The sequence below is a fragment of the Luteimonas sp. A649 genome, assembly GCF_054072735.1.
Window position 1 is genome coordinate 18,401 of the sequence record NZ_JBSVRQ010000001.1, and the last position, 21,410, is coordinate 39,810.

The following is a 21,410-nucleotide window of genomic DNA, read 5'->3' on the forward strand; positions in this document are numbered from 1 at the left end:
CGGGGAAGGCATGGACACTGAAGGCGGCAGCGCACGGGCCAGTGGCGGACGGGTCGCGCTCGTGGCCGGCGCGAGCGGGCTGGTCGGGCGCGCGCTGCTCGCGCGCCTGTGCGCCGACCGCGGCGTAGCGCAGGTGCATGCGCTGGTGCGCCGGCCGCTGGCGCTGGACATGCCGAAGCTCCGGCTGCACGAGGTCGACTTCGGGCAGCTGCCGGCGCTGCCGCGGGCGGACGAGGCCTACCTCGCGCTGGGCACCACCATCCGCGTGGCGGGCAGCCGGGACGCCTTCCGCGCGGTCGACTTCGACGCCAAGCTCGCCGTGGCCAGGGCCGCACTGGACGCCGGTGCGAAGCGGATCGGACTGGTCAGCGCGATGGGCGCGAACGCCACGTCCCGGGTGTTCTACAGCCGGGTGAAGGGCGAGCTGGAAGGCGCCCTGTCGGCCTTGCCGCTCGATGCGCTGGTGATCGCGCGGCCGGCGCTGCTGCTGGGCGATCGCGATCGTCTGGGCCAGCCCGCGCGCCGCGGCGAGCGCCTGGCCGAGGGACTGGACCGCTGGCTGCGTCCGCTGATCCCGGCGCGCATCCGCGCCATCGCCGCGGAGGATGTGGCGGCGGCGCTGGTCGCCGCCGTTCCGGACGCGAGTGGCCGCCAGGTCCTCGACTCCGCAGACATGCAGGGCGCGGCGCGCCGCTGAGCCGCCGCCGCGCCGTCATCCCGTCAACGAACCCTATTGGAGGAACGCCATGGAACGTATCGAACACCGCGCCTGCGCCGGCGGCTGGCAGGACGTCTACCGCCACCGCTCCGAAGTGCTTGGCTGCGACATGACCGTCGGCGTGTATTTCCCGCCGCAGGTGGCCGATGGTCCCTGCCCGGTGCTGTACTGGCTTTCGGGCCTGACCTGCAACGAGCAGAACTTCATCACCAAGGCCGGCGCGCAGCGCTATGCCGCGGAGCACGGGATCATCATCGTCGCACCCGACACCAGCCCGCGCGGCGAGGACGTCGCCGACGCGCCGGGCTACGACCTCGGCAAGGGTGCGGGCTTCTACGTCAACGCCACGCAGGATCCGTGGGCGGCGCACTACCGCATGTACGACTACATCGTCGACGAGCTGCCGGCATGGGTGGAAGCGGATCCCTCGGCCAGCGACGCGCGCGCGATCAGCGGCCACTCGATGGGCGGCCACGGCGCGCTCACCATCGCGCTGAAGAATCCCGGCCGCTACCGCAGCGTGTCGGCGTTCTCCCCGATCGTTGCGCCAAGCCAGGTGCCCTGGGGCGAGAAGGCCTTCGGCGCCTACCTCGGCGACGACCGCGAGGCCTGGAAGCAGCACGACGCCGTCGAGCTGGTGAAGTCCGCGAAGGAACAGCTGCCGCTGCTTGTCGACCAGGGCGATGCCGACGAATTCCTGGATGGCCAGCTCAAGCCGCACTTGCTGCAGGCCGCCTGCGAAGCCGCCGGCCACCCACTCGAACTGCGCATGCAGCCCGGCTACGACCACAGCTACTACTTCATCGCCAGCTTCATCGGCGACCACATCGCACACCATGCGAAGGCGCTGCGTGCGGCGTAGAGGCAGAGCTTTTTTGCCACGGATCTACGCGGATAAACGCAGATAGGACGTGGAACAGCGATGCGCGGCGGCCCATCTGCCTTGATGGGTTTTTGATCCGCGTCATCCGTGGCAAAGCTTTTGCCGTCCGTTCTTTCCAACCGTGATCCGCGCACGTGCATGGGTCAGCGGCGTGGCGGGAGAATGGGGCACCCCCCGGACAGGAGAGTGCCTGTGGCGAACCAGGATCTTGTTTTCTACGTGAAGTTGCGCGTCAAGCCGGACTGCATTGATGCATGGCGCACGGCGGTGACGGGGATCATCGAGCAGATGTCGCGGGAGGACACCTTCGTCTCCTGCCAGCTGCACGTCGACGCCCAGGACCCGACGCTGTTCACGCTGTACGAGCGCTGGGCCGAGCCCTCGGTCGAGACCTTCCTGCAGCGACAGGACACGCCCTACCGCCGCGCGTACGAAGCACTGCTGCCAGGCCTCCTGCAAGGCCCCCGCGAGCCGCAGGTCCTGGTGCCCCTCGGCGAATGGCATCGCCCCGCGTAGCGGATTCCTGCAGGAAAGTACGAAAGCTTTCTGCCGCGGATTCACGCGGATAAGAGCAGACAGGGCATGGAGCAGCGATGCTCCGCGCCCCATCTGCTTTGATGGGCTTTTGATCCGCGTCATCCGTGGCAAAGCTTTCGCCCTGATCCCCACTCAGCCCGCCAGCCAGACGTCCGTGTACGCGAAACGCGCATCACGCAGCACGGTTTCGCCGGGCTGCAGCGCGAGCGGCGCGCTGAACATCGGGCCGTCCGACACGCAGGTGTGGAACTCGCCGCGTTCGCCGCAGGAGTCCACGCCGTCAGACAGGGCGTCGAGCAGCGCGGCGTCGAAGTCGCGTCCCGCGAAGGCGGCGTCGAGCTGCTGCGTATCGACGCAGCACAGCGTCGCACGCAGTCCACCGGCGATCATTTCGCGCGCCAGCGTTTCGGTCTCACGACCGAACAGGGGGAAGACCGCGCCCCATCCGAGCCGTTCGCACAGCGCCTCGCGCCAGGCGCGGACGTCGGCCAGCAGCAGGTCGCCGAAGGCGATATGGGCGATGCCGGGCCAGCGTGCCCGCGCATCCGCCAGCGCATCGGCGAACGCGGCTTCGTAGCGGGCGTTGTCGCAGTCTTGCGGGATCCGTGACTCGATCAATGGCAGTCCTGCGGCCGCGGCCTGCGCGCGCAGCACGTCGACGCGGACGCCCTGCATCGACGCCCGTTCGAAACCTTCGGTGATCGTGGTCAGCAGCCCGACGACTTCGAGTTCGCCGCCGTCGCGCAGCGCGTGCAGCGCCCAGGCTGCGTCCTTGCCACCGCTCCAGGCCAGCAGCGCGTGCGGGCGCGGTGCGGGCTCAGCCGGCACGGACGTCGCGCAGCTCCCAGACGTTGCCCGCAAGCAGGCGCATGCGGTGCTTGAACACGTCGCCGCGCAGGCTGGTGGTCGCGACCAGTTCCACGCGGGTCTCGCGCTGTATGCCCTCCACGTTTGCGGCCGGATCGGTGGCGCCCAGCAGCGGGTCGACCTCGTCCGGCTCGTCCTGGGTGGCGCGCCAGCGTTCGAACAGCGCGTCGCCCTGCAGCGCCTCCTGCAGGTCGCGGGCGAAGCCTTCGGCGCCGTGCGCGGTGAAGGCGAACTCGCCCGCGCCGCGCGCGGCCTCGGGATCGGGGATGGCGATGAAGTAGCGTGTGGCCATGGCGTCGTCCGCTGCGTGTCGTTGCGGCAAGCTTAGCCGCCGCCCGTTAACCCGATGTTGTAACGACCTCAGTCGAACGCGTGGTCGGGGGCTGCGAAGCCCACCACCACCGCGCCGCGGCCGACGTTCACCATGCCCGTCGTGCTCATCACGCTTTCGAACACGTCCACGTTTTCGTCGGCGCAGGCTTCGCGCAGGCGGGCGTAGCCGGGCAGGGCGCGCATCTCATCGAGGTGGCCGCCGTAGCAGAGGGTGACGGTCGGGGTCAGCAGCCCGGCGCGCACGCGGCGGGCGGCGAAGTCGAACATCTTCTCCACTGCGGGCTCGAAGCCCTTCACCTTGGCGACCGGGCCGGTCTCGCCGCGGAAGCAGCGCAGCACCGGCTTGATGTCCAGCGCAGTCCCCAGCGCAGCGCTGAACAGGCTGACGCTGCGGTCGCCCTTGGCGCGCGCTCGGTTGCGGATGTAGTACAGGTCGCGCGGCACCAGGTAGCCGCAGGTATGGTTCGCCAGCTCCTCCAGGCGCGCGCGGATACGCGGCGGCAGTTCGCCGGCGGCGCGCAGGCGCGCGGCTTCCACCGGCAGGATGCCCTGGGCGCAGAACAGGTTCCGGGTATCGATCACGCGCAGCGCGAAGGGCGTGGTGTTGCCCGCCGCGGCGCGCGGCTGCTTGTACTCGTTGAGGATGAGGAAGCTCGCCTTCTGCGCGTTGGCGTGGATCGGGCTGCGCGAGCCGGTGATCGTCATGCAGAAGACGTAGTCGTAATCCACCACCAGCCGCTCGAGGAACAGATCGCGGATCTGCTCGGGCGTGTAGGGAATCGTCTCGGCGCTGGCGCCGCGTTCGGCGATATGCGATTCGAGGAAGGCGAGGGTCTGGGCCTCGTCGCGATGGTCGGCCTGCACGGCGTCGCCGATCCGCACCGTGATCGGCATGATCTCGACGCCTTCGCGTTCGAAAAAGTCCCGGGGCAGGTCGCAGGCAGAGTCGACGACAAGTCCGACGCGCATCGTGTTTTCCTTCTGGCAATGCCGATCCAGATGGAATCGTCGCATGGAGCGTGCCCGGGGTCACGCTTGCCGCGTGATCGCCCGCTCGCCCAGCCGGCGAGGATCAGCGCCGGCGCGGTGGTGGCGCACCCCGGCGCTTGGCGTCTTCCGCCTCCGCACGCTCGCGGCTGCGGATGAACAGGGGCACGCCGATGCCGATGCCGAGCATGATCAGCGTGCCGCCGATCAGGAGCCAGCCCACCGGGCGGGCAACGAGTTCAACCAGGATTGGATGCATTGCAAGTCTCCCCAAGGGTCTGGGGAGATCATTGGCCGAGGTGCCGGTCGGGATATTGATCCCGGTCAAAGCCGCCGCAGGGCGTGGTCGGCGGCGGCGTCGGTTCCGCTGGCGTGGCGGTCAGCGCCCGCCGCTGGCCGGATACGCCCGCGGCAGCTCGCCGCGCGCGGCATCGGGTTCGGCGCGCAGGTAGCGGTCGCGCAGTTCGGTCTGGCGCGAGCGCATGTCGATCGCGCGGCCGTCGAACCACACCTGGCTGGCGAGGCTGGCGACGTCCAGCGGGTCGCCGTCCCACAGCACCAGGTCGGCGCGCAGGCCCGGCGCGATGGCGCCGATCTCGCCGTCGACGCCGAAGGTGCGCGCTGGCACGCGGGTCAGGCCGGCCAGGCCGTCGTCCCAAGGCAGGCCGTTGGCCACGGCATTGCCCGCGAGCTGGCGCAGCTTGCGCGCGTTGTGCGAGGAGTCGCCGGCCTGGGTGAAGCCGACCTCGACCCCGGCCGCGCGCAGCACCGCGGCGCTGCGCAGGCTGGCGTGGATGCGGTCGAAGTTGGCAGGCAGGTTGTCCAGCGGATCGATGAAGACCGGTACCCGCGCCGCGGCCAATTCGTCCGCCACGCGCGCGGCCTCGCCGCCGCCGCGGATCGCGACCCGCACGCCGTGCTTCTTTGACCACCGCAGCAGCTGGCGGATGTCGGCCGCGCGGTCCACGGCCACCACCAGGGGGAGGGTGCCGTCGAGGTGCCGCTGCAGGGTGGCGCGGCCGGCGGGCGTCAGCAGCGCCGAGCGTGATTCCGCGGAGATGCGCCCCCGCGCCTCGTCGACAAGCTGGTCGAGCAGCATCCACTGCGCCGCGCGCGAGCCGCCGGTGAGGTTGGCGGCGCGGCTGCCCAGGTCGATGAACAGCAGCTTCGGTCCCGCCGGCTGGTCGCCGCCGTCCAGGCGCATGGTCGCGCCCTGGCCGCCGATGATCGAACCGCCGGCGCCGGTGCCCGCCGACAGCAGGGTGAAGCCGATGCCTTCGACGCGCGCGACCGGCAGCAGCAGCGAGTCGGGGTTGTAGGCCAGGGTGACGTCGAACTCGGGGCGCACGGTCATGTCGTGCGCGTCCTCGCCCAGCGCCAGGCGGCCGTCGGTGGTCGCTTCCTCGCCCGACACCTCTTCGATGCCGATGCCGGTGATGCCGCCGAACAGGGTCGGCGTGACCGGCCGGCCGTTGGCTTCGACCACGGTGGCCCCAACGGCGTCGAGGCCGGTGCCGACCGCACTGATGCGGCCGTTGCGCACCAGCACGTCGGCGCCCTGCAGGGTGCCGCGCTCGGTGGCGGTGTGCACGGTGGCGTTGCGGATCAGCAGGTCCTGGGCGGCGGCGGTCGCCGAGGCGCCAAGCATCGCGGCCAGCGCGACCCCCTGCAGGAGCAGACGGCTCATCGCACACCTCCAACAGCCACGTCCCGTCCCAGCATGAAGTCCGAGCGCGGCTGCAGCGAGGGGTCGTTGCGGTCGTATACGCGGGCGCCGTCGATCCAGACCTGCTCGGCGAGCGCGTAGGAGCTGAAGGGGTTGCCGCTCCACAGCACCACGTCGGCCATCTTGCCGGCCTCGAGCGTGCCGGTGCGTTCGAGGATGCCCATCGCCTTCGCCGGGTTCTGCGTCAGCCAGGTCATCGCGCGTTCGGGCGCGATGTCGATGCCCGCGCGGCGCGCATTGGCCATGACCTTGGCCGCTTCCTGGTTCAGGCGCTGGATGCCCTCCTCGGAGTCGGAGTGCACGATCGCGCAGCCGCCCGGCGCGCGGTCGACGATGGCGACGTTCTCCTGGATCCCGTCAAAGGCCTCCATCTTGAAGCCCCACCAGTCGGCCCACAGCGCGCCGCAGACGCCTTCGCGGCCGAGCCGGTCGGCGATCTTGTAGGCCTCCACGCCGTGGTGGAACGCGGCGACCTTGAAGCCGAACTCGTCGGCGAGGTCGAGCATGGTCGCCATCTCGTCGGCGCGATAGCAGTGGATGTGCACCAGGATGTCGCCGTCGAGCGCGCCCGCCAGCGTCTCGAGCTTGAGGTCGCGCTTGCCGTCCTTGCCGCTGCCGTTGCGCTTGTCGCGGTAGTCGGCGGCGTCGATGAAGGCCGCGCGGTAGCCGGCGACGTTGCCCATGCGCGTGGCGGGGCCGCCCTTCTGGCCGTACACGCGCTTGGGGTTCTCGCCGCAGGCCATCTTCAGTCCGTGCGGGGCGCCTGGGAACTTCATCGCCTGGTAGGTGGTGGCGGACACGTTGCGCAGCGTCACCCCGCGGCCACCGACGAGGTTGGCCGAGCCGGGCAGGATCTGCAGCGTGGTGACGCCGCCGGCGAGCGCGGCGTGGAAGCCGGGGTCCTGCGGCCACACCGAATGTTCGGCCCAGACCGCGGCGGTGACCGGCGAGGTCGCCTCGTTGCCGTCGCTGTGCGAGCGCGTGCCGGGGCTCGGGTAGACGCCCAGGTGGGAGTGGATGTCGATGAGGCCGGGGGTGACCCACTTGCCGCGGCCGTCGACGCGGATCGCGTCGGCCGGGGCCTCCAGGCCCGCGCCCACGGCGACGATGACACCGTCGCGCATCAGCACGTCGGCGCCTTCGAGCCGGGCGCCGGCGCCGTCGAGCACGGTCGCGCCGCTCAGCAACACCGGCGCACTGGCGATGCGCTGGTAGGTGCTGGGATAGGCGTCGCCCGGGGAACCGCTGGTGGCGGCCGACGTGTCCGTGCCGCGGCTGTGGTCGCGGCCGCCGGTGGCGCTGGTGGTCGCGCAGCCGGTGGCCAGCGCGATCGTGAGCGCCGCGGCAAGCGCGGCGTGTGGCTTGAGTCCCATGTGTCGCTCCCCGTGGTCAGTCGCACACCCTAGCCGCGTATCGGGGCCACGGGCAATGTGCGGAAAGTCGGGTTCCTGTGGGAGCGGCTATAGCCGCGATCCCCGCCATGCCAGAATCCCCGCAAACCAGGAGGAACCGATGAAGGAAAAAGAACAGATCGTCGAGAACTGGCTGCCGCGCTACACCGGCGTGCCGCTCGACGGCTTCGGCGAGCACATCCTGGTGACCAACTTCGGCGGCTACCTGGGCCATTTCGCGCGCCTGACGGGCGCCGAGATCACCGGCACCGACCGGCCGATGCCCAGCGCCACCGCCGACGGCATCACCATGATCAATTTCGGCATGGGCAGCCCGAACGCGGCCACGCTGATGGACCTGCTGTCCGCCATCGGCCCCAAGGCGGTGCTGTTCCTGGGCAAGTGCGGCGGCCTGAAGAAGAAGAACCAGCTCGGTGACCTGGTGCTGCCGATCGCCGCCATCCGCGGCGAGGGCACCAGCGACGACTACCTGCCGCCGCAGGTCCCGGCGCTGCCGGCGTTCGCGCTGCAGCGCGCGGTGTCGACCTCGATCCGCGACATGGGCCTGGACTACTGGACCGGCACCGTCTACACCACCAACCGCCGCGTGTGGGAGCACGACGCCGTCTTCAAGGAGCGGCTGCGCACCATGCGCTGCATGGCCATCGACATGGAGACCGCGACCATCTTCGCCGCCGGCTTCGCCAATCGCATTCCCTGCGGCGCGCTGCTGCTGGTCAGCGACCAGCCGATGATCCCCGAGGGCGTGAAGACCGAGGCCTCCGACGCGCAGGTCAGCACGCGCTTCGTCGAGGGCCACATCCAGGCCGGCATCGAATCGCTGCGCCTGATCCGCCGCCACGGCAAGTCCGTGCGCCACCTGAGGTTCGACGAATGAGCGCCGTGGACGGACTGCGGACCGCGGCGGAGATCGTGGACTTCTGGCGCGATGCCGGCCCGCCGAAGTGGTTCAACGGCGGTGCCGCGTTCGACGCGGAAACACGTCGGTTCCTGGAGGCCGCGCACTTCGCCGCCGCGCGCCGCGAGCTGGATGCCTGGGTGGACGATGCCGAGGGCGCGCTGGCGCTGCTGATCCTGCTCGACCAGGTGCCGCGCAACATCTTCCGCGGCAGCGCGCATTCGTACGCGACCGATCCGCTGGCGCTGCACTATGCCGAGCGCATGCTGGCATCCGGCCTGGACCGCGAGGTGGATCCGGAGCTGCGCGCGTTCTGCTACCTGCCCTTCGAACACTCGGAGGCGATCGGCGACCAGGAGCGCGCGGTGGCACTCATGGCCGACCTGGGCGAGATGTCGCTGGACTACGCCGTGCGGCACCTGGAAGTGATCGAACGCTTCGGCCGCTTCCCGCACCGAAACCGCGCGCTGGGCCGGGCCAACAGCGCCGACGAGCAGGCCTGGCTGGACGCCGGCGGCGGCTTCTAGCCTTGTAGGAGCGGCTATATCGCACTGTGGGAGCGGCTATAGCCGCGATGCGCTGTGCCGAATCGCACTGTGGGAGCGGCATAGCCGCGATCCGAGGCGCTTATCGCGGCTATAGCCGCTCCCACATGGCCGCTCCCACAGGAGATTGATTGCCGGGGAGTCGGCAGCCCGGCTCAGTAGCGCGGGATCTCCGCGTCCACGTCGGACCAGGCGTCGATGCCGCCTTCGATGTTGTAGACCTCGCGGAAGCCGAGCTGGCGGAAGTGTTCGGCCGCCTGGCCACTGCGGCCGCCGTGGTGGCAGAGGAAGGCGAGCGGCGTGTCCTTCGGCAGTCCTTCAAGCGCGCCCGGACCGTCGTCCAGCGTGGCGTGGGGCACGGGCGCGGTAGCGAGTGCGCGCTCCTCGGCCGGACGCACGTCAACCACCCGCAGGCTGCCGTCCGAGGCGCGGGCATGGGCGTCTGTCGGCGACAGCGCGCGCACCGGCGGTGGCGCGTTCGGGTTCTCGACCACCAGGCCACGGCCGCGGGCGTCGTCGGCGAAATCGATGACGATGCCGTCGGCGCGGCGCGCAGCGGCGACCGCCACCTGCACCGGGATGCCATCGCAGTCCACGGTGATGGCGCCGGCGTCGCGCGTGGCCAGGGCCAGGCGCGTACGGAAGTTCGGGTCGATGTCGATCTGCACGGCGAGGTCGCCACCGGCGTCCTCGATGGCCTTGCGCAGCGTCGGCTGCGCGGTCGGGGTGATGGTGATCACCGGTGGTGTGCGGTCCGGCGGCGGCAGGCCGACCGCGGCGTGCAGTTCGCCGGAGTTCGCCATCTGCTCGATGATGTCGCTGCCGCCGACCAGTTCGCCGCCGATGTACAGCTGCGGGATGGTGGGCCAGTTGCCATAGGCCTTGATGCCCTCGCGGATCTCGGCGTCGGCCAGCACGTTGACGTGCGCGAAGGGCTGTTCGAGCGCGGACAGGGCGGCCACCGCCTTGGCCGAGAAACCGCACTGCGGCGAGCGCGGGTCGCCCTTCATGAACAGCACGATGCGATTGGCCTGCAGCAGGTCGTCGATGCGCTGGCGGAGGTCGGGGGCAAGGGTCATGGCGGGCACGCGGTGTGTAGTGTGGAGGTGCAACAGGGTACTCCCCGTGTCCCCGCATCGCCTTGACCCGCATCACCCGGAAGCCCGTCCTCCCTCCCAAAACCCGTGTGGGAGCCGCCATGGCGGCGATCCGGGCGCGACGCTGCCTCAGCTGGGCCGCCCCGCACGCAGCGACGGATGCCATCATCCCGCCCATGCCTGCCCGCACTGCATTCCACGCCACCCCGAAACACCCCCACGCCTGGGCCTGGGCCGCGCTGCTGCTGCACGCCGGCATCGCCGCGGCCTGGTGGTGGCTGGGCTGGTGCTGGGGCCTGGCGCTGCTGGTCGCGGTGCACCTGGGTTTCGTCTGGGGCACGCTACGCCCGGGTTCGCGCCTGTTCGGGCCCGTCATCCGGCGCTTCGCCGCCACGCATCGCGGGGTCTGGCTGACCATCGACGACGGGCCCTCCGACGACACCGCGGCCATCCTCGACCTGCTCGACGCCCACGATGCGAAGGCCACCTTCTTCCTCGTCGGCGAGCGCGCCCAAGCGCGGCCGGACCTCGTGCGCGACATCGCCGCGCGCGGCCACGGCATCGGCAACCACAGCCACACCCACCCCCAGGCCCGCTTCTGGGCCCTGGGTCCGCGCGCGATGCGCCGCGAGATCCTCGACTGCCAGCGCACGCTGGCGGGCATCACCGGCACCGCCCCGCGCTGGTTCCGCGCCGTGGTCGGCCACGCCAATCCTTTCGTGCACGCACCGCTGCGCGAAGCCGGCCTGTCGCGCCTGGCCTGGAGCGCCCGCGGCTACGATGCCGTCCGCTCCGACGCCGCCGACATCGCCGCCCGCATCGCCCGCGACCTCACGCCCGGCGCCATCGTCCTCCTGCACGAGGGCGCCCCCCACGGCCGCAGCGCCGAAATCGTGTCCGCGGTCCTGGCCGAAGTGAAGCGTGCAAACCTCCGCGCAGTCATCCCCGCAGACTGATCGCCGCGCTGCGAAACTGCGGGATCCCGTGGGCAGGACAAGAGCTTTCATGCCACGGATTAGCGCGGATTACGCGGATCAAGCCAAGGCCAGCGCCGGCACCACGCGCTGCACAAGCCTCTTCTTCAGATGGGTTTCCCGCAGCAATCTTGCCTCGGCCAGATCCGCGTAATCCGCGCTAATCCGTGGCAGAAGAAGCTCTCCGCTTTTTCTTCTTCCCTTCCGCTCTATCCGCGTCGATCCGCGCAAATCCGTGGCCAAAAAAGCACCTCGCCTTTTCCGCCCTTCCCGCTTTATCCGTGCAAATCCGCCCTGATCCGCGTAAATCCGTGGCAAAAAATGCTCTTCCCCGGTCAGTGCGAAATCCGAGTCAATCGCGGCGCCCCACGATCAGCCAGTTGTTGAACGGCGTGTTCCCGTACAGCGGCCGGAATTCCACCGCCAGTCCCGCATCGCCCAGCGCCGACTCCAGCTCCGCGCGCGTCGGATAGCGCTTCGGCACTTCCTGCATCCAGCCCGCCAGGTGCGCCAGCCGGTCGGTGATGCGCGTGGTGCGGCCGCGGCGCGAGTCGTCGCCCAGTCCGCTGCGGATCACCAGGCGTGCGCCCGGGGTGAGCATCGCGGCGGTGTCGGCGAGCAGCGCCGCCTGCGCCTGCGCATCCAGGTACTGCAGCACGTCGAGGATCGCCACGCTGCCCGCGTGTGGCGGCCAACCCGCGGCGAGGTCCACGACGTCGAAGCACGCGCCGTCGGCAAAGCCGCCGCGCGCGGCGATCTCGCGGCCGCGGCGGATCTTGTCGGCGTCGATGTCCACGCCGTGCCAGGGCATCGCCTGCCCGTCCAGGCGCAGCGCATGCAGCAGCAGTCCGAGCCCGCAGCCGAGGTCGAGCACCGGTGCGGTGGTGCCGCGCAGCGCGTCGAGCACGCCGGGATACAGCGGGTCGGTGCGCAGCTTCGACAGCGTGTAGTAGTAGTCGTAACGGTTGCCGTAGAAGCGGCGCGGCAGGAACGCGCGTGCGATCGCGCGGGCTTCGTCAGCGGGGAAGGGCGCGTCGGCGGAGCGTGTGGTCATGGCGTCGTCCGTGGCGGCTGCAGCAGGCGGCGCGCGACCGGCAGGGCCAGGCGCGTCCACTCGGTGTACAGGAGGGCGGAAGGATGCAGACCGTCGTCGGCCAGCATGTCGGGCTCGGCGCCGCGGGCGCGGCTCACGGGCGTGATGTCGACGAAGGCGACGCCGCGGGCCTCGCATACGTCGCGCGCGGCGGCGTTGTACGCATCGAGTTCGCGCGCGATCGCTCCGGGATCGCGCCCGGAGGCGGCGGCGAACGGGCTCACGCCCCAGTCGGGGATCGACAGCACCAGCACGCGGTCGGCGTGGCCGCCGGCAAAGCCGATGGTGCGTTCGAGCAGGGCGGCGAATTCGTCGGCATACCCGATGGCGCTGCGCCCGCGGTACTGGTTGTTGACGCCGATCAGCAGGCTTGCGAAGTCGAACGGGCCTTGCGGATCGGCGGCATCGATCGCGGCGTCGAGTTCGTCGGTGGTCCAGCCGGTGGTGGCGATGGTCAGCGGGTCTTCAAGGGCGATGCCTTCGGCGCGCAGTGCGCGGGCGAGCTGGTGCGGCCAGCGGTCCGCGGGTTGGACGCGTTCGCCGATGGTGTAGGAATCGCCGAGGGCGAGGTAGGAGAGGGGCATCGGGGTCAGGCCGTCGCGGGATTGATCGCGGCTGTAGCCGCTCCCACAGGTGCCGCCTTCGTGGCGGCCCGCCGCTCCAGCACCCGGTCGATGCGCCGGAACACTTCGCGCAGCTGGTCGGGTTCGGGCAGCAGGGTGACGCGGAAGTGGTTGCGGTAGGGCACGTTGAAGCTCGAGCCCGGCACCACCAGCACGTGTTCGCGCTCCATCAGCTCCAGCGCGAAGGCGTGGTCGTCGAAGCCCCGCGCGGCGTCGCCGACCACCCCGGGGAAGGCGTACAGCGCGCCATCGGGCACTTGCAGCTTGAGGTGCGGGCTGGCGGCGCAGGCTTCGGCAACCACGCGCCGCGCCTCGTGCAGGCGCCCGCCCGGCGCCACCAGCGGGCCGATGGTGTCCAGGCCCGACAGCGCCGCCGGCACCGCGAACTGGCCGGGCACGTTGGCGCACAGCCGCAGCGCGCCCAGCAGGTCGATGGCGTGGCGGTAGTCTCGCGTTGCCTCGGTGCTGCCCGACAGCACGCCCCAGCCGATGCGCCAGCCGCAGGCCCGGTGCACCTTGCTCAGGCCGCCGAAGGACAGGCAGGGCACGTCGCCGGCCAGCGGCGCCAGCGGCTCGAAGCGCGCGTCGTCGTAGGTGATGCCGTCGTAGATCTCGTCGGCCATCAGCAGCAGGCCGTGGCGCGCGGCGATGGCGACGATGCGCTCCAGCAGCGCGCGCGGATAGCTGGCGCCGGTGGGATTGTTCGGGTTGATCAGCACGATCGCGCGCGTGCGCGGCGACACCAGGGCCTCGATCTCGTCCGGGTCGGGCAGGAAGCCGTTGCTTGCGTGGCAGCGGTAGTACACCGGCCGGCCGTCGTTGAGGATGGTGGCCGCCGACCACAGCGGATAGTCGGGCGAGGGCAGCAGCACTTCGTCGCCCGGGTTGAGCAGGGCGCGCAGGCTGATGTCGATCAGCTCGCTGACGCCGTTGCCGATGAAGACGTCGTCGGCGGACACGCCCGGCACGCCGCGCGCGACGTGGTGCGCGGCCACCGCCTCGCGCGCCGCCGGCAGGCCTTGCTGGTGGGCATAGGGATCGGTGTCGTGGATGCGGTCGGCGATCGCGCGCTGCAAGTGCTCCGGTGCGCGGAACCCGAACGCACCCGGGTTGCCGATGTTGAGCTTGATCAGGACGTGGCCCTGGGCCTCGAGCTCGCGTGCGCGGCGCGCGAGTTCGCCGCGGATCTCGTAGCGCACCTCGGACAGGCGTTGCCGGGTGGCGACGTGGGGCTTGGACATGCGGGCGGGTCGGCGTGGGGCGAACCCGAAAGCCTAGCGGAATTCCCGGCTAGAATCCCCGGTGATGACCACCTCCCGCGCCCCCGTTTGAACTCCGCGCACACCGCCCTGCGGGCGATCGGCTGGCCCCATGCCGGTTCGCCACCCGAGGGCGCATGGGCCGAAGCGATGGCCGCGCATCCCGCGGCGCGCCCGGCGCGGGTGATCGAACAGCACCGCACCGGCTATGTGGTGGCCGAGGGCCCGGATGACGGCGGCGCGGTCGAATCCCTGCCGCAGTGGCAGCGCCCGAAGTGTCCGCCGTCCGAGCGCGCGGCCGTCGGCGACTGGGTGCTGGTGGAAGACGGCCGCATCGTCGCCCTGCTCGCGCGCCGGAGCGTGATCAAGCGCGGCATCGCCGGCGAGCACTACGGCCAGCAGCTGATCGCGGCCAATATCGACACCGTGTTCGTGGTCTGCGGACTGGACGGCGATTTCAACCCGCGGCGCATCGAGCGCTACCTGCTGCTGGTGCAGGGCGGCGGTGCGCAGCCGGTGGTGGTGCTGACCAAGGCCGACCAGCCCGGCGCCGATGCCGATGCCGCGCGCGCCGCGCTGCACGCGCGCATGGGTGACGGCGTGCCGGTGCTCACGGTGAACGCCCGCGACCCCGCCGATGCCGCTGCGCTTGCGCCGTGGCTGGGCCCGGGCCACACCGCGGTCCTGGTCGGCAGCTCCGGCGCTGGCAAATCGACGTTGACCAATGCCCTGCTGGGCACCGAGCGCATGAAGACCGGCGAGGTGCGCGAGCGCGACGCCCGCGGCCGCCACACCACCACCCACCGCGCGCTGATCCCGCTGCCCTCCGGCGGCTGCCTGATCGACACGCCCGGCATGCGCGAGCTCAAGCCGACCGGCGAGGAAGACCTGGCCGAGGGCGGTTTCGCCGAGGTCGAGGCCCTGGTCGCCGAGTGCCGCTTCAGCGACTGCCGGCACGAAGGCGAACCGGGCTGCGCGGTGCGTGCGGCCCTGGAAGCCGGCCGGCTGGATGCGGGCCGCTTCGCCCACTACGCCAAGCTGCGCGACGAGGTTGCCGGTGCGGCCGGCGTGCTGGCCTCGCGCCAGGCGTCGACGAAGCCGCAGTCCAGCGGCAAACGCCCGGATCCGCGCAAGGGCGGCCGTCCCGGGCGGCGCTGAGACCGTGTCGGCCGTGGCCAGCTTCGACGCCGAAACGCTCCGTCACGCCGCGCTCGATGCGCGCATGGTCCAAGCCGCGCGCGGCATCCGCGTGCTTACCCTGGCGAGCTGGCCCGCGGCCGAACAGGAGCGCTTCCTTGCCGACCATGCCGCCGGCCGGCGGCGGATGCCGGAACCGGTGTATCCCCGGCACGACTTCGGCGAAGCCCGCCGCGAACTGGCGGCCGTCGCCGAAGAAGCCGACCCCGGCCACCCCGCAGGCATGTATCTGCGCGAGTCCGCGGAGTCCTGGGACGTGGCCGCGCAGCTGCTCGAGACCCTCGGTCGGCCCGAGGCCGGCCAGCACGCCATCACCCTGTACGGCAGCCCCGACCAGCCGCTGCCCGGCAACGGCCCCACGACCCGCGAGGCGGCGCGGCACTTCATCGGCATCGCCGACGACCTCGACCACGAACTGCTCGCGCCGTCCGAACAGGTGCCGGTGTCCGCGCGCGCGCTGCAGCTGCAGCTGCAGGGCGACCTCGACGCCTTCTTCGGCGGGCGTGTGGTCGCGGTCGAACTCGATCCCGGCCTGATCGCCAAGGCCGCGGCCGGCGCGCACCGCATCCGCCTGCGCGACGGCGCGCTGTTCTCCGGCTACGACCGCGCCCAGCTCTTCAACCACGAAGCCCTGGTGCACTCGCTGACCGCGCTCAACGGCCGCGAACAGCCGCTGTTCGCGAGCCTGGGCATGGCCTCGCCGCGGATCACCGCGACCCAGGAAGGCCTGGCGACCTTCGCCGAGCAGATCACCGGCAGCCTCGACATCGGCCGCATGAAGCGCATCAGCCTGCGCACCGAGGCGACCTCGATGGCGCTGGCGGGCGCCGACTTCCTGCAGGTGTTCGACTGGTTCATCGGCGCCGGGCAGCCGGCCGGTGAATCGTTCGCGTCGGCGCAGCGCATCTTCCGTGGCGTGCCGCTCGGCGGTGGCCACGCCTTCACCAAGGATGCGGTCTACCTGCGCGGCATGGTGGAGGTGCACACCTTCTTCCGTTGGGCGCTGCGCGAGGACCGGCTGCTGCGCTGCCGCCAGCTGTTCGCCGGCAAGATGACCTTGGCCGACACCGCGCGCCTGGCGCCGCTGTTCGAATCCGGCGCGGTCGCGCCGCCGCGCTGGCTGCCGCAGTGGGTGGCGCAGGCCGGTGGCCTCGCGGGCCTGCTCGCGTTCTCGCTGTTCGCCAACCGGATCCGTCTGGACAGCATCGGCACCGACGGCCGCGCCGACCCGGCAGAGGCGCTGCGCTGACAGGGGCTAGAATGGAACGTCGCCCGAATCGCAGCCCCGCCATGCCCGAACAGCCGCCCGCAAACCCGTCGTCGACCGAAGAATTCAAGCAGGCAGCGCTCGACTACCACCGCTCCGAGCCGCACGGGAAGATCAAGGTCGCCGCGACCAAGGCCCTGGTGACGCAGCGCGAACTGGCCCTGGCCTATTCGCCCGGCGTGGCCTACGCCTGCGAGGCGATCGTGGCGGACCCCGACGAGGCCAGCACGCTCACCGCGCGCGGCAACCTGGTGGCGGTGATCTCCAACGGCACCGCGGTGCTGGGCCTGGGTGACATCGGCCCGCTGGCGGGCAAGCCGGTGATGGAAGGCAAGGGCGTGCTGTTCCAGAAATTCGCGGGTATCGACGTGTTCGACCTGGAAGTCGACGAGCGCGATCCCGACAAGCTGGTCGACATCATCGCCAGCCTCGAGCCGACCTTCGGCGGCATCAACCTCGAGGACATCAAGGCGCCGGAGTGCTTCATCGTCGAGCGCAAGCTGCGCGAGCGAATGAAGATCCCGGTGTTCCACGACGACCAGCACGGCACCGCGATCATCGTCGGCGCGGCGCTGATCAACGCCCTGGAAATCGCCGGCAAGCGCATCGACGAAGTGAAGATCGCGCACTCGGGCGCGGGCGCCGCGGGCATCGCCTGCCTCGACATGCTGGTGGCGCTGGGCGTGAAGCCCGACAACATCCTGGCGGTCGATCGCGACGGCGTGCTCCACTCCGGCCGCACCGGCCTGGACCCCGACCGCGCGCGCTATGCCCGCGACACCGCCAAGCGCACGCTGGCCGAGATCGTCGAGGGCGCCGATGTGTTCCTCGGCCTGTCCGCAGGCGGCGTGCTCACCCCTGCGATGGTGGAAACCATGGCCGCGCGCCCGGTGATCCTGGCGCTGGCCAACCCAAGCCCGGAGATCCTGCCCGACGCGGCCCGCGCCGTGCGTCCGGACAGCATCATCGCCACGGGTCGTTCGGACTATCCGAACCAGGTCAACAACGTCCTCTGCTTCCCCTACATCTTCCGCGGTGCGCTCGACGTCGGCGCCACCGAGATCAACGAACGGATGAAACTCGCCTGCGTGCATGCCATCGCCGACCTCGCCAAGCGCGAGTCGTCCGACCTCGGCGCGGCCTACGGCGGCGACATCCTGTCCTTCGGCCCCGACTACTTCATCCCCAGGCCCTTCGACCCGCGACTGCTGATGATCGTGGCGCCAGCCGTGGCCCAGGCCGCGATGGACTCCGGCGTGGCCCGACGTCCGCTCGCCGACGTCGGCGCCTACCGCGAGAAGCTCGGGCAGTTCATCCACCGCACGGGCCTGGTGATGAAGCCGGTGTACGAGCGCGCGCGCGCCGACATCAAGCGCATCGTCTACGCCGAGGGCGAAGAGGAAACCGTGCTGCGCGCCGTGCAGACGGTGGCCGACGAGCAGCTGGCGCGGCCGATCCTCATCGGCCGGCCCGACGTCATCGCTTCGCGCATCGAGCGCCTTGGCCTGCGCCTTCAGGAAGGCCGCGATTTCGACCTCACCAACATCAACGACGATCCGCGTTTCAACGACTACTGGCGCCAGTACCACGCGTTGACCGAGCGCCGCGGGGTGACGCCCGATGCCGCAAAGAACCTGGTCCGCTCGCGCGCGACGCTGATCGCGGCGCTCATGGTCCAGCGCGGCGAGGCGGACGGCCTGATCGCTGGCCTGGTCGGCCGTTACCACAAGAAGCTGGGCTACCTGCGCACCGTCTTCGGCCTCGACCGTCGCGTGGCCTGCACCTCGGCCATGACGGGCGTGATCAACGAACAGGGCGTGTGGTTCTTCCTCGACACGCATGCCCAGATCGACCCGACCGCCGAGCAGATCGCCGAGGCCACGCTGCAGGGCGCCTACCGCCTGAAGCTGTTCGGCATCGAGCCGCGGGTGGCGCTGCTGTCGCACTCCAACTTCGGCAGCCACGACAATCCGGGCGCCGCGAAGATGCGCCTCGCCCGCGACATCCTGGCGCGCCGCGCGCCGCGCCTGAACATGGACGGCGAGATGCAGGGCGACGCCGCCTGGGACGAGGCGCTGCGCCAGACCATGTTCCCCAGCACCACGCTTACCGGGCGCGCGAACCTGTTCGTCATGCCCAACATCGACGCCGCGAACATCTCCTACAACCTGGTGCGGGTGATGACCGGCGGCGTGGCGCTGGGGCCGATCCTGATGGGCCTGGACCATCCCGCCCACATCCTGACGCCGGGCAGCACGCCGCGCCGCGTGGTCAACATGACCGCGATCACGGCGGTGGACGCGCAGATCCGCGCGACGCTGCGCGGGGATGCGACGGGGGACTCCGCCAGCTAGCCGGTTACCCGGCTGCAGTCGATCGCGCGCGCCAGTTCCACCAGGCGCGCGAGGTCGTCCTTGAGCACCACGTCGTCGTCGGGGAGCTTGCGGTCGAAGGGCAGGGCGCCGGTGACGAACACGAAGCGCGCCCACGGCGCACGGCTGCGGACCGCGGCCATGGCCTCGGGCCCGGACCAGCCGGGCAGGTTGAGGTCGCACAGGACCAGCTGCGGCTCGAAGCCGTCCAGCGCCGCCGCCAGCGCGTCCTCGCGGCAGAGGTTGCGGCAGTCCACGACCAGTCCCGCCTCGCGCAGCGCGAACTCGGTGAGTTCGGCATCGTCGCGCGAGTCGTCGATGATCAGCACGCGCAGCGCCATGGGATCAGCCCTCGGACGGACTTTCGTTGAGCACGGCCCAGAACTTGCCCAGCGTGCGCACGGCCTCGAAGAACTGGTCCACGTCCACCGGCTTCACCACGTAGGCGTTCACGCCCAGGTCCCAGCTGCGCGCGAGGTCGTTCTCTTCCCGCGATGACGACAGGATCACCACCGGCAGGCGCTTGAGGTGCTCGTGCTCGCGCAGGTGGGTCAGCACTTCCAGGCCGTCCATGCGCGGCATCTTGATGTCCAGCAGCAGGACCGCCGGGTCGCCCTCGGGACGGTCGGCGAAGCGGCCGCGGCGGAGCAGGTAGTCCAGTGCCTCGACGCCGTCCTCGACGTGGACGATCGGGTTGGCGAGGTGCGCGTCACGCAGCGCATCGATCGCCATTTCGGCGTCGTGCGGGCTGTCCTCGGCAAGGAGGATCGTGCGGATGGCGGTCATGCGTTGTGGCTCCGTGGACCCAGGTCCAGGTTGGCTGGGAGTGTGAAGTGGAAGGTGGCGCCCTTGCCGGGCTCGGATTCGGCCCAGATGCGCCCATTGTGCCGCGTAACCACGCGTTTGACGCTGGCCAGGCCGATGCCGGTGCCGCTGAACTCACTGGGCGCGTGCAGGCGCTGGAACACCCCGAACAACTTGCCGGCATAGGCCATGTCGAAGCCGGCGCCGTTGTCGGACACCGTGAACAGGTGTTCGCCATCGTCACCCAGCTGGTGCCCGACCGTGATCACCGCCGGTTCGCTCTGCGCGCTGTATTTGACCGCGTTGCCCAGCAGGTTGCTCCAGACCTGGCGCAGCATGTTCTCGTCGGCGACCAGCACGGGCATGGATTCGATCTGCCACTGGATGTGGTGGCCTGGCGTGTCGATGGCGGCATTGGCATCCAGCATCGCGCGCGCTTCCTCCAACAGCGACTGCATGTCCACCGCCTGCAGGCGCAGCGCGCTGCGTCCCAGGCGCGAGTACACCAGCAGGTCGTCGATCAGCTCGGACATGCGTTTGGCCGAACCACCGATGACCTGGATATAGTGCTGGCCCTTGTCGTCGATGTCGTCGCCAAGGTGGCGGCGGAGCTTGTCGGCGAAGCCGGCGATGTGGCGCAGCGGCGCGCGCAGGTCGTGCGAGACCGAATAGCTGAAGGCCTCGAGTTCGCGGTTGACGTCCGAAACCTGCTCCACCTTCCCTTCCAGCTGGCGGTTGAGGTCGCGGATGTGCTCCTCGCTGGCCTTCTGCAGGCTGATGTCGCTGGCGGTCACCAGGGCGACGGATTCGTCGTTGTCGGGCAGCTCCATCAGCCGTGCGTTGACCAGCATCACGCGGTCGATGCCGTCGGCGGTGCGCTGGCGCAGTTCGTAGTCCCACAGTTCGCGGCCGCGGGCGAGGACGTCGCGCAGCCGCCGCAGCATCTCGGCGTCGTCCCAGGCGCCGCCGCCGATGCCCTTCAGCGCGCGGCCCCTCTGGTCGCCGTCGATGCCGAAGAGTTCGGCGAAGGCGGCGTTGTACATCACCATCTCCAGCCCCGAGTCGAGCAGGACGATGGGCTCGCGCACGGTGTCGAGCACCGCGCCGGCGCGCGAGTTGGCGCGGTGCGACGCGGCCTCCGCGCGGGTGCGGCGGTCGGAGTCGCGCACGGCCAGCGTGGCCAGGCCGAACAGCAGCAGGATCTGCGCGGCAAGCGAGCCGGTGGCCAGCCAGTTGGCCTGGCGCCGCGTGCGGTCGGCCGCAACGATGCGGTCGTCGAGCAGCGCGCGCTCGGCGCGGACCATCTCCGCGATCGGGGCCTGGACCGGGAAGTGTTCGGCCAGGCGTTGCAGCTCGTCGTTGTCGATGCGGCCATCCCTGTCGACAAGGCGCGCGATCTGGTCGAGGCGCTGCGAGATGCTCTGGCGCAGGGTGCCGACGCGCACCTGCTGCCGGGCGGATTCGCGGGTGAGCTGCTCGATGCGGTCGAGCGTGGGGAAGACCAGGGTGCGGCTGTAGTCGAGGCGCTCCTCGAGGACCGGGGCGGTGGCGCCCAAGGCGCGCTCGAGCGCGGCCGCCTCGATGTTGCGCACCGCGGCGCTGACCATCTGCAGGTTGGTCTCGACCTCGAGGGTATGGGCCACCAGGGCTTCCGCGTCACGCGTGCGCTGCTCCGCCATGCGCAACAGCGCGAACGGCCCCACCACGATCAGGAGCACGGCGGCGGCCAGCAGGAGTGCGCGCCAGTGCGGGCTGACCTTGTACGAGGCGAAGGGCATGGGCAGCGGTGGGTCCCCTGGATTGGTACGGCCGGCGGCG

Annotated in this window: 22 protein-coding genes; 9 read left to right on the plus strand and 13 right to left on the minus strand. The window is 70.8% G+C overall.

Annotated features, from left to right (window positions below; all coding sequences use genetic code 11):
- Positions 1 to 10 precede the first annotated feature (10 nt).
- The 3 genes from ACW5E8_RS00105 (at position 11) to ACW5E8_RS00115 (ending at position 2,117) form a co-directional block, all read left to right on the plus strand.
- Positions 11 to 697 (plus strand): NAD(P)H-binding protein, encoded by a 687-nt coding sequence (locus tag ACW5E8_RS00105; RefSeq protein ID WP_456963475.1) that lies wholly within the window; start codon positions 11 to 13, stop codon positions 695 to 697.
- A gap of 49 nt (positions 698 to 746) precedes the next feature.
- Positions 747 to 1,580: an S-formylglutathione hydrolase gene (gene fghA, locus ACW5E8_RS00110; protein ID WP_456963476.1), complete on the plus strand. Its 834-nt coding sequence runs from the start codon at positions 747 to 749 to the stop codon at positions 1,578 to 1,580.
- A 213-nt stretch (positions 1,581 to 1,793) separates the two neighbouring features.
- Complete coding sequence (locus ACW5E8_RS00115) at positions 1,794 to 2,117, plus strand: putative quinol monooxygenase (RefSeq protein WP_456963477.1); 324 nt, start codon at positions 1,794 to 1,796, stop codon at positions 2,115 to 2,117.
- A 153-nt stretch (positions 2,118 to 2,270) separates the two neighbouring features.
- Here ACW5E8_RS00115 and ACW5E8_RS00120 read toward each other — a convergent pair whose 3' ends face one another.
- From ACW5E8_RS00120 to ACW5E8_RS00145, 6 genes are all read right to left on the minus strand, one after another.
- Complete coding sequence (locus ACW5E8_RS00120) at positions 2,271 to 2,966, minus strand: Dph6-related ATP pyrophosphatase (protein WP_456963478.1); 696 nt, start codon at positions 2,964 to 2,966, stop codon at positions 2,271 to 2,273.
- Positions 2,956 to 3,297, minus strand: coding sequence for a hypothetical protein (locus ACW5E8_RS00125; RefSeq protein ID WP_456963479.1), 342 nt, complete (start codon positions 3,295 to 3,297; stop codon positions 2,956 to 2,958). Before ACW5E8_RS00125 ends, ACW5E8_RS00120 begins: the two co-directional genes overlap by 11 nt.
- A 68-nt stretch (positions 3,298 to 3,365) precedes the next feature.
- A complete protein-coding gene (locus ACW5E8_RS00130) occupies positions 3,366 to 4,307 on the minus strand; it encodes a DegV family protein (protein ID WP_456963481.1) in 942 nt (313 codons plus the stop codon).
- A gap of 103 nt (positions 4,308 to 4,410) precedes the next feature.
- Positions 4,411 to 4,584: a hypothetical protein gene (locus tag ACW5E8_RS00135; protein WP_456963482.1), complete on the minus strand. Its 174-nt coding sequence runs from the start codon at positions 4,582 to 4,584 to the stop codon at positions 4,411 to 4,413.
- Between the two features lie 120 nt (positions 4,585 to 4,704).
- Positions 4,705 to 6,012, minus strand: a complete 1,308-nt coding sequence (locus tag ACW5E8_RS00140) for an amidohydrolase family protein (RefSeq protein ID WP_456963483.1) — start codon at positions 6,010 to 6,012, stop codon at positions 4,705 to 4,707.
- Positions 6,009 to 7,424, minus strand: coding sequence for an amidohydrolase (locus ACW5E8_RS00145; RefSeq protein WP_456963484.1), 1,416 nt, complete (start codon positions 7,422 to 7,424; stop codon positions 6,009 to 6,011). Before ACW5E8_RS00145 ends, ACW5E8_RS00140 begins: the two co-directional genes overlap by 4 nt.
- Before the next feature lie 139 nt (positions 7,425 to 7,563).
- Here ACW5E8_RS00145 and ACW5E8_RS00150 point away from each other — a divergent pair, with 139 nt between their 5' ends.
- Complete coding sequence (locus tag ACW5E8_RS00150) at positions 7,564 to 8,340, plus strand: AMP nucleosidase (RefSeq protein ID WP_456963485.1); 777 nt, start codon at positions 7,564 to 7,566, stop codon at positions 8,338 to 8,340.
- The gene (locus ACW5E8_RS00155; protein ID WP_456963486.1) at positions 8,337 to 8,888 is read left to right on the plus strand and encodes a DUF924 family protein; all 552 of its coding nucleotides are present in this window, start codon (positions 8,337 to 8,339) and stop codon (positions 8,886 to 8,888) included. Before ACW5E8_RS00150 ends, ACW5E8_RS00155 begins: the two co-directional genes overlap by 4 nt.
- A gap of 173 nt (positions 8,889 to 9,061) precedes the next feature.
- On the opposite strand, the gene grxD is transcribed toward ACW5E8_RS00155, so the two are convergent.
- Complete coding sequence (gene grxD / locus ACW5E8_RS00160; RefSeq protein ID WP_456963487.1) at positions 9,062 to 9,985, minus strand: Grx4 family monothiol glutaredoxin; 924 nt, start codon at positions 9,983 to 9,985, stop codon at positions 9,062 to 9,064.
- 194 nt (positions 9,986 to 10,179) lie between these two features.
- Here grxD and ACW5E8_RS00165 point away from each other — a divergent pair, with 194 nt between their 5' ends.
- The gene (locus ACW5E8_RS00165; RefSeq protein WP_456963488.1) at positions 10,180 to 10,959 is read left to right on the plus strand and encodes a polysaccharide deacetylase family protein; all 780 of its coding nucleotides are present in this window, start codon (positions 10,180 to 10,182) and stop codon (positions 10,957 to 10,959) included.
- 370 nt (positions 10,960 to 11,329) lie between these two features.
- Here the strand turns inward: ACW5E8_RS00165 and ACW5E8_RS00170 are convergent, their stop codons facing one another.
- The 3 genes from ACW5E8_RS00170 to ACW5E8_RS00180 are packed head-to-tail and all read right to left on the minus strand — an operon-like array spanning position 11,330 to position 13,934.
- Positions 11,330 to 12,031: a methyltransferase domain-containing protein gene (locus ACW5E8_RS00170; RefSeq protein WP_456963489.1), complete on the minus strand. Its 702-nt coding sequence runs from the start codon at positions 12,029 to 12,031 to the stop codon at positions 11,330 to 11,332.
- On the minus strand, positions 12,028 to 12,654 hold the full coding sequence (locus ACW5E8_RS00175) for an SGNH/GDSL hydrolase family protein (protein ID WP_456963490.1): 627 nt from the start codon (positions 12,652 to 12,654) through the stop codon (positions 12,028 to 12,030). The genes ACW5E8_RS00170 and ACW5E8_RS00175 overlap by 4 nt, the downstream gene beginning before the upstream one ends.
- 5 nt (positions 12,655 to 12,659) lie before the next feature.
- Positions 12,660 to 13,934, minus strand: coding sequence for a pyridoxal phosphate-dependent aminotransferase (locus ACW5E8_RS00180; RefSeq protein ID WP_456963491.1), 1,275 nt, complete (start codon positions 13,932 to 13,934; stop codon positions 12,660 to 12,662).
- Positions 13,935 to 14,021: 87 nt separating this feature from the next.
- Between ACW5E8_RS00180 and rsgA the strand changes: the two genes are divergently transcribed.
- The 3 genes from rsgA to ACW5E8_RS00195 all read left to right on the plus strand — a co-directional run bounded on the left by rsgA (position 14,022) and on the right by ACW5E8_RS00195 (position 18,770).
- Positions 14,022 to 15,110, plus strand: a complete 1,089-nt coding sequence (rsgA, locus tag ACW5E8_RS00185; RefSeq protein ID WP_456963492.1) for a ribosome small subunit-dependent GTPase A — start codon at positions 14,022 to 14,024, stop codon at positions 15,108 to 15,110.
- A 64-nt stretch (positions 15,111 to 15,174) separates the two neighbouring features.
- Complete coding sequence (locus ACW5E8_RS00190) at positions 15,175 to 16,398, plus strand: flavohemoglobin expression-modulating QEGLA motif protein (protein WP_456965195.1); 1,224 nt, start codon at positions 15,175 to 15,177, stop codon at positions 16,396 to 16,398.
- Positions 16,399 to 16,409: 11 nt separating this feature from the next.
- Positions 16,410 to 18,770, plus strand: a complete 2,361-nt coding sequence (locus ACW5E8_RS00195; RefSeq protein WP_456963493.1) for an NADP-dependent malic enzyme — start codon at positions 16,410 to 16,412, stop codon at positions 18,768 to 18,770.
- On the opposite strand, the gene ACW5E8_RS00200 is transcribed toward ACW5E8_RS00195, so the two are convergent.
- Genes ACW5E8_RS00200 through ACW5E8_RS00210 form a run of 3 tightly spaced genes read right to left on the minus strand, consistent with a single transcriptional unit; the run spans position 18,767 to position 21,370 of the window.
- Positions 18,767 to 19,129 (minus strand): response regulator, encoded by a 363-nt coding sequence (locus ACW5E8_RS00200; RefSeq protein WP_456963494.1) that lies wholly within the window; start codon positions 19,127 to 19,129, stop codon positions 18,767 to 18,769. The genes ACW5E8_RS00195 and ACW5E8_RS00200 overlap by 4 nt on opposite strands.
- A gap of 4 nt (positions 19,130 to 19,133) precedes the next feature.
- Positions 19,134 to 19,574, minus strand: a complete 441-nt coding sequence (locus ACW5E8_RS00205) for a response regulator (RefSeq protein ID WP_456963495.1) — start codon at positions 19,572 to 19,574, stop codon at positions 19,134 to 19,136.
- A complete protein-coding gene (locus ACW5E8_RS00210; RefSeq protein WP_456963496.1) occupies positions 19,571 to 21,370 on the minus strand; it encodes a sensor histidine kinase in 1,800 nt (599 codons plus the stop codon). The genes ACW5E8_RS00205 and ACW5E8_RS00210 overlap by 4 nt, the downstream gene beginning before the upstream one ends.
- Positions 21,371 to 21,410: the final 40 nt, after the last annotated feature.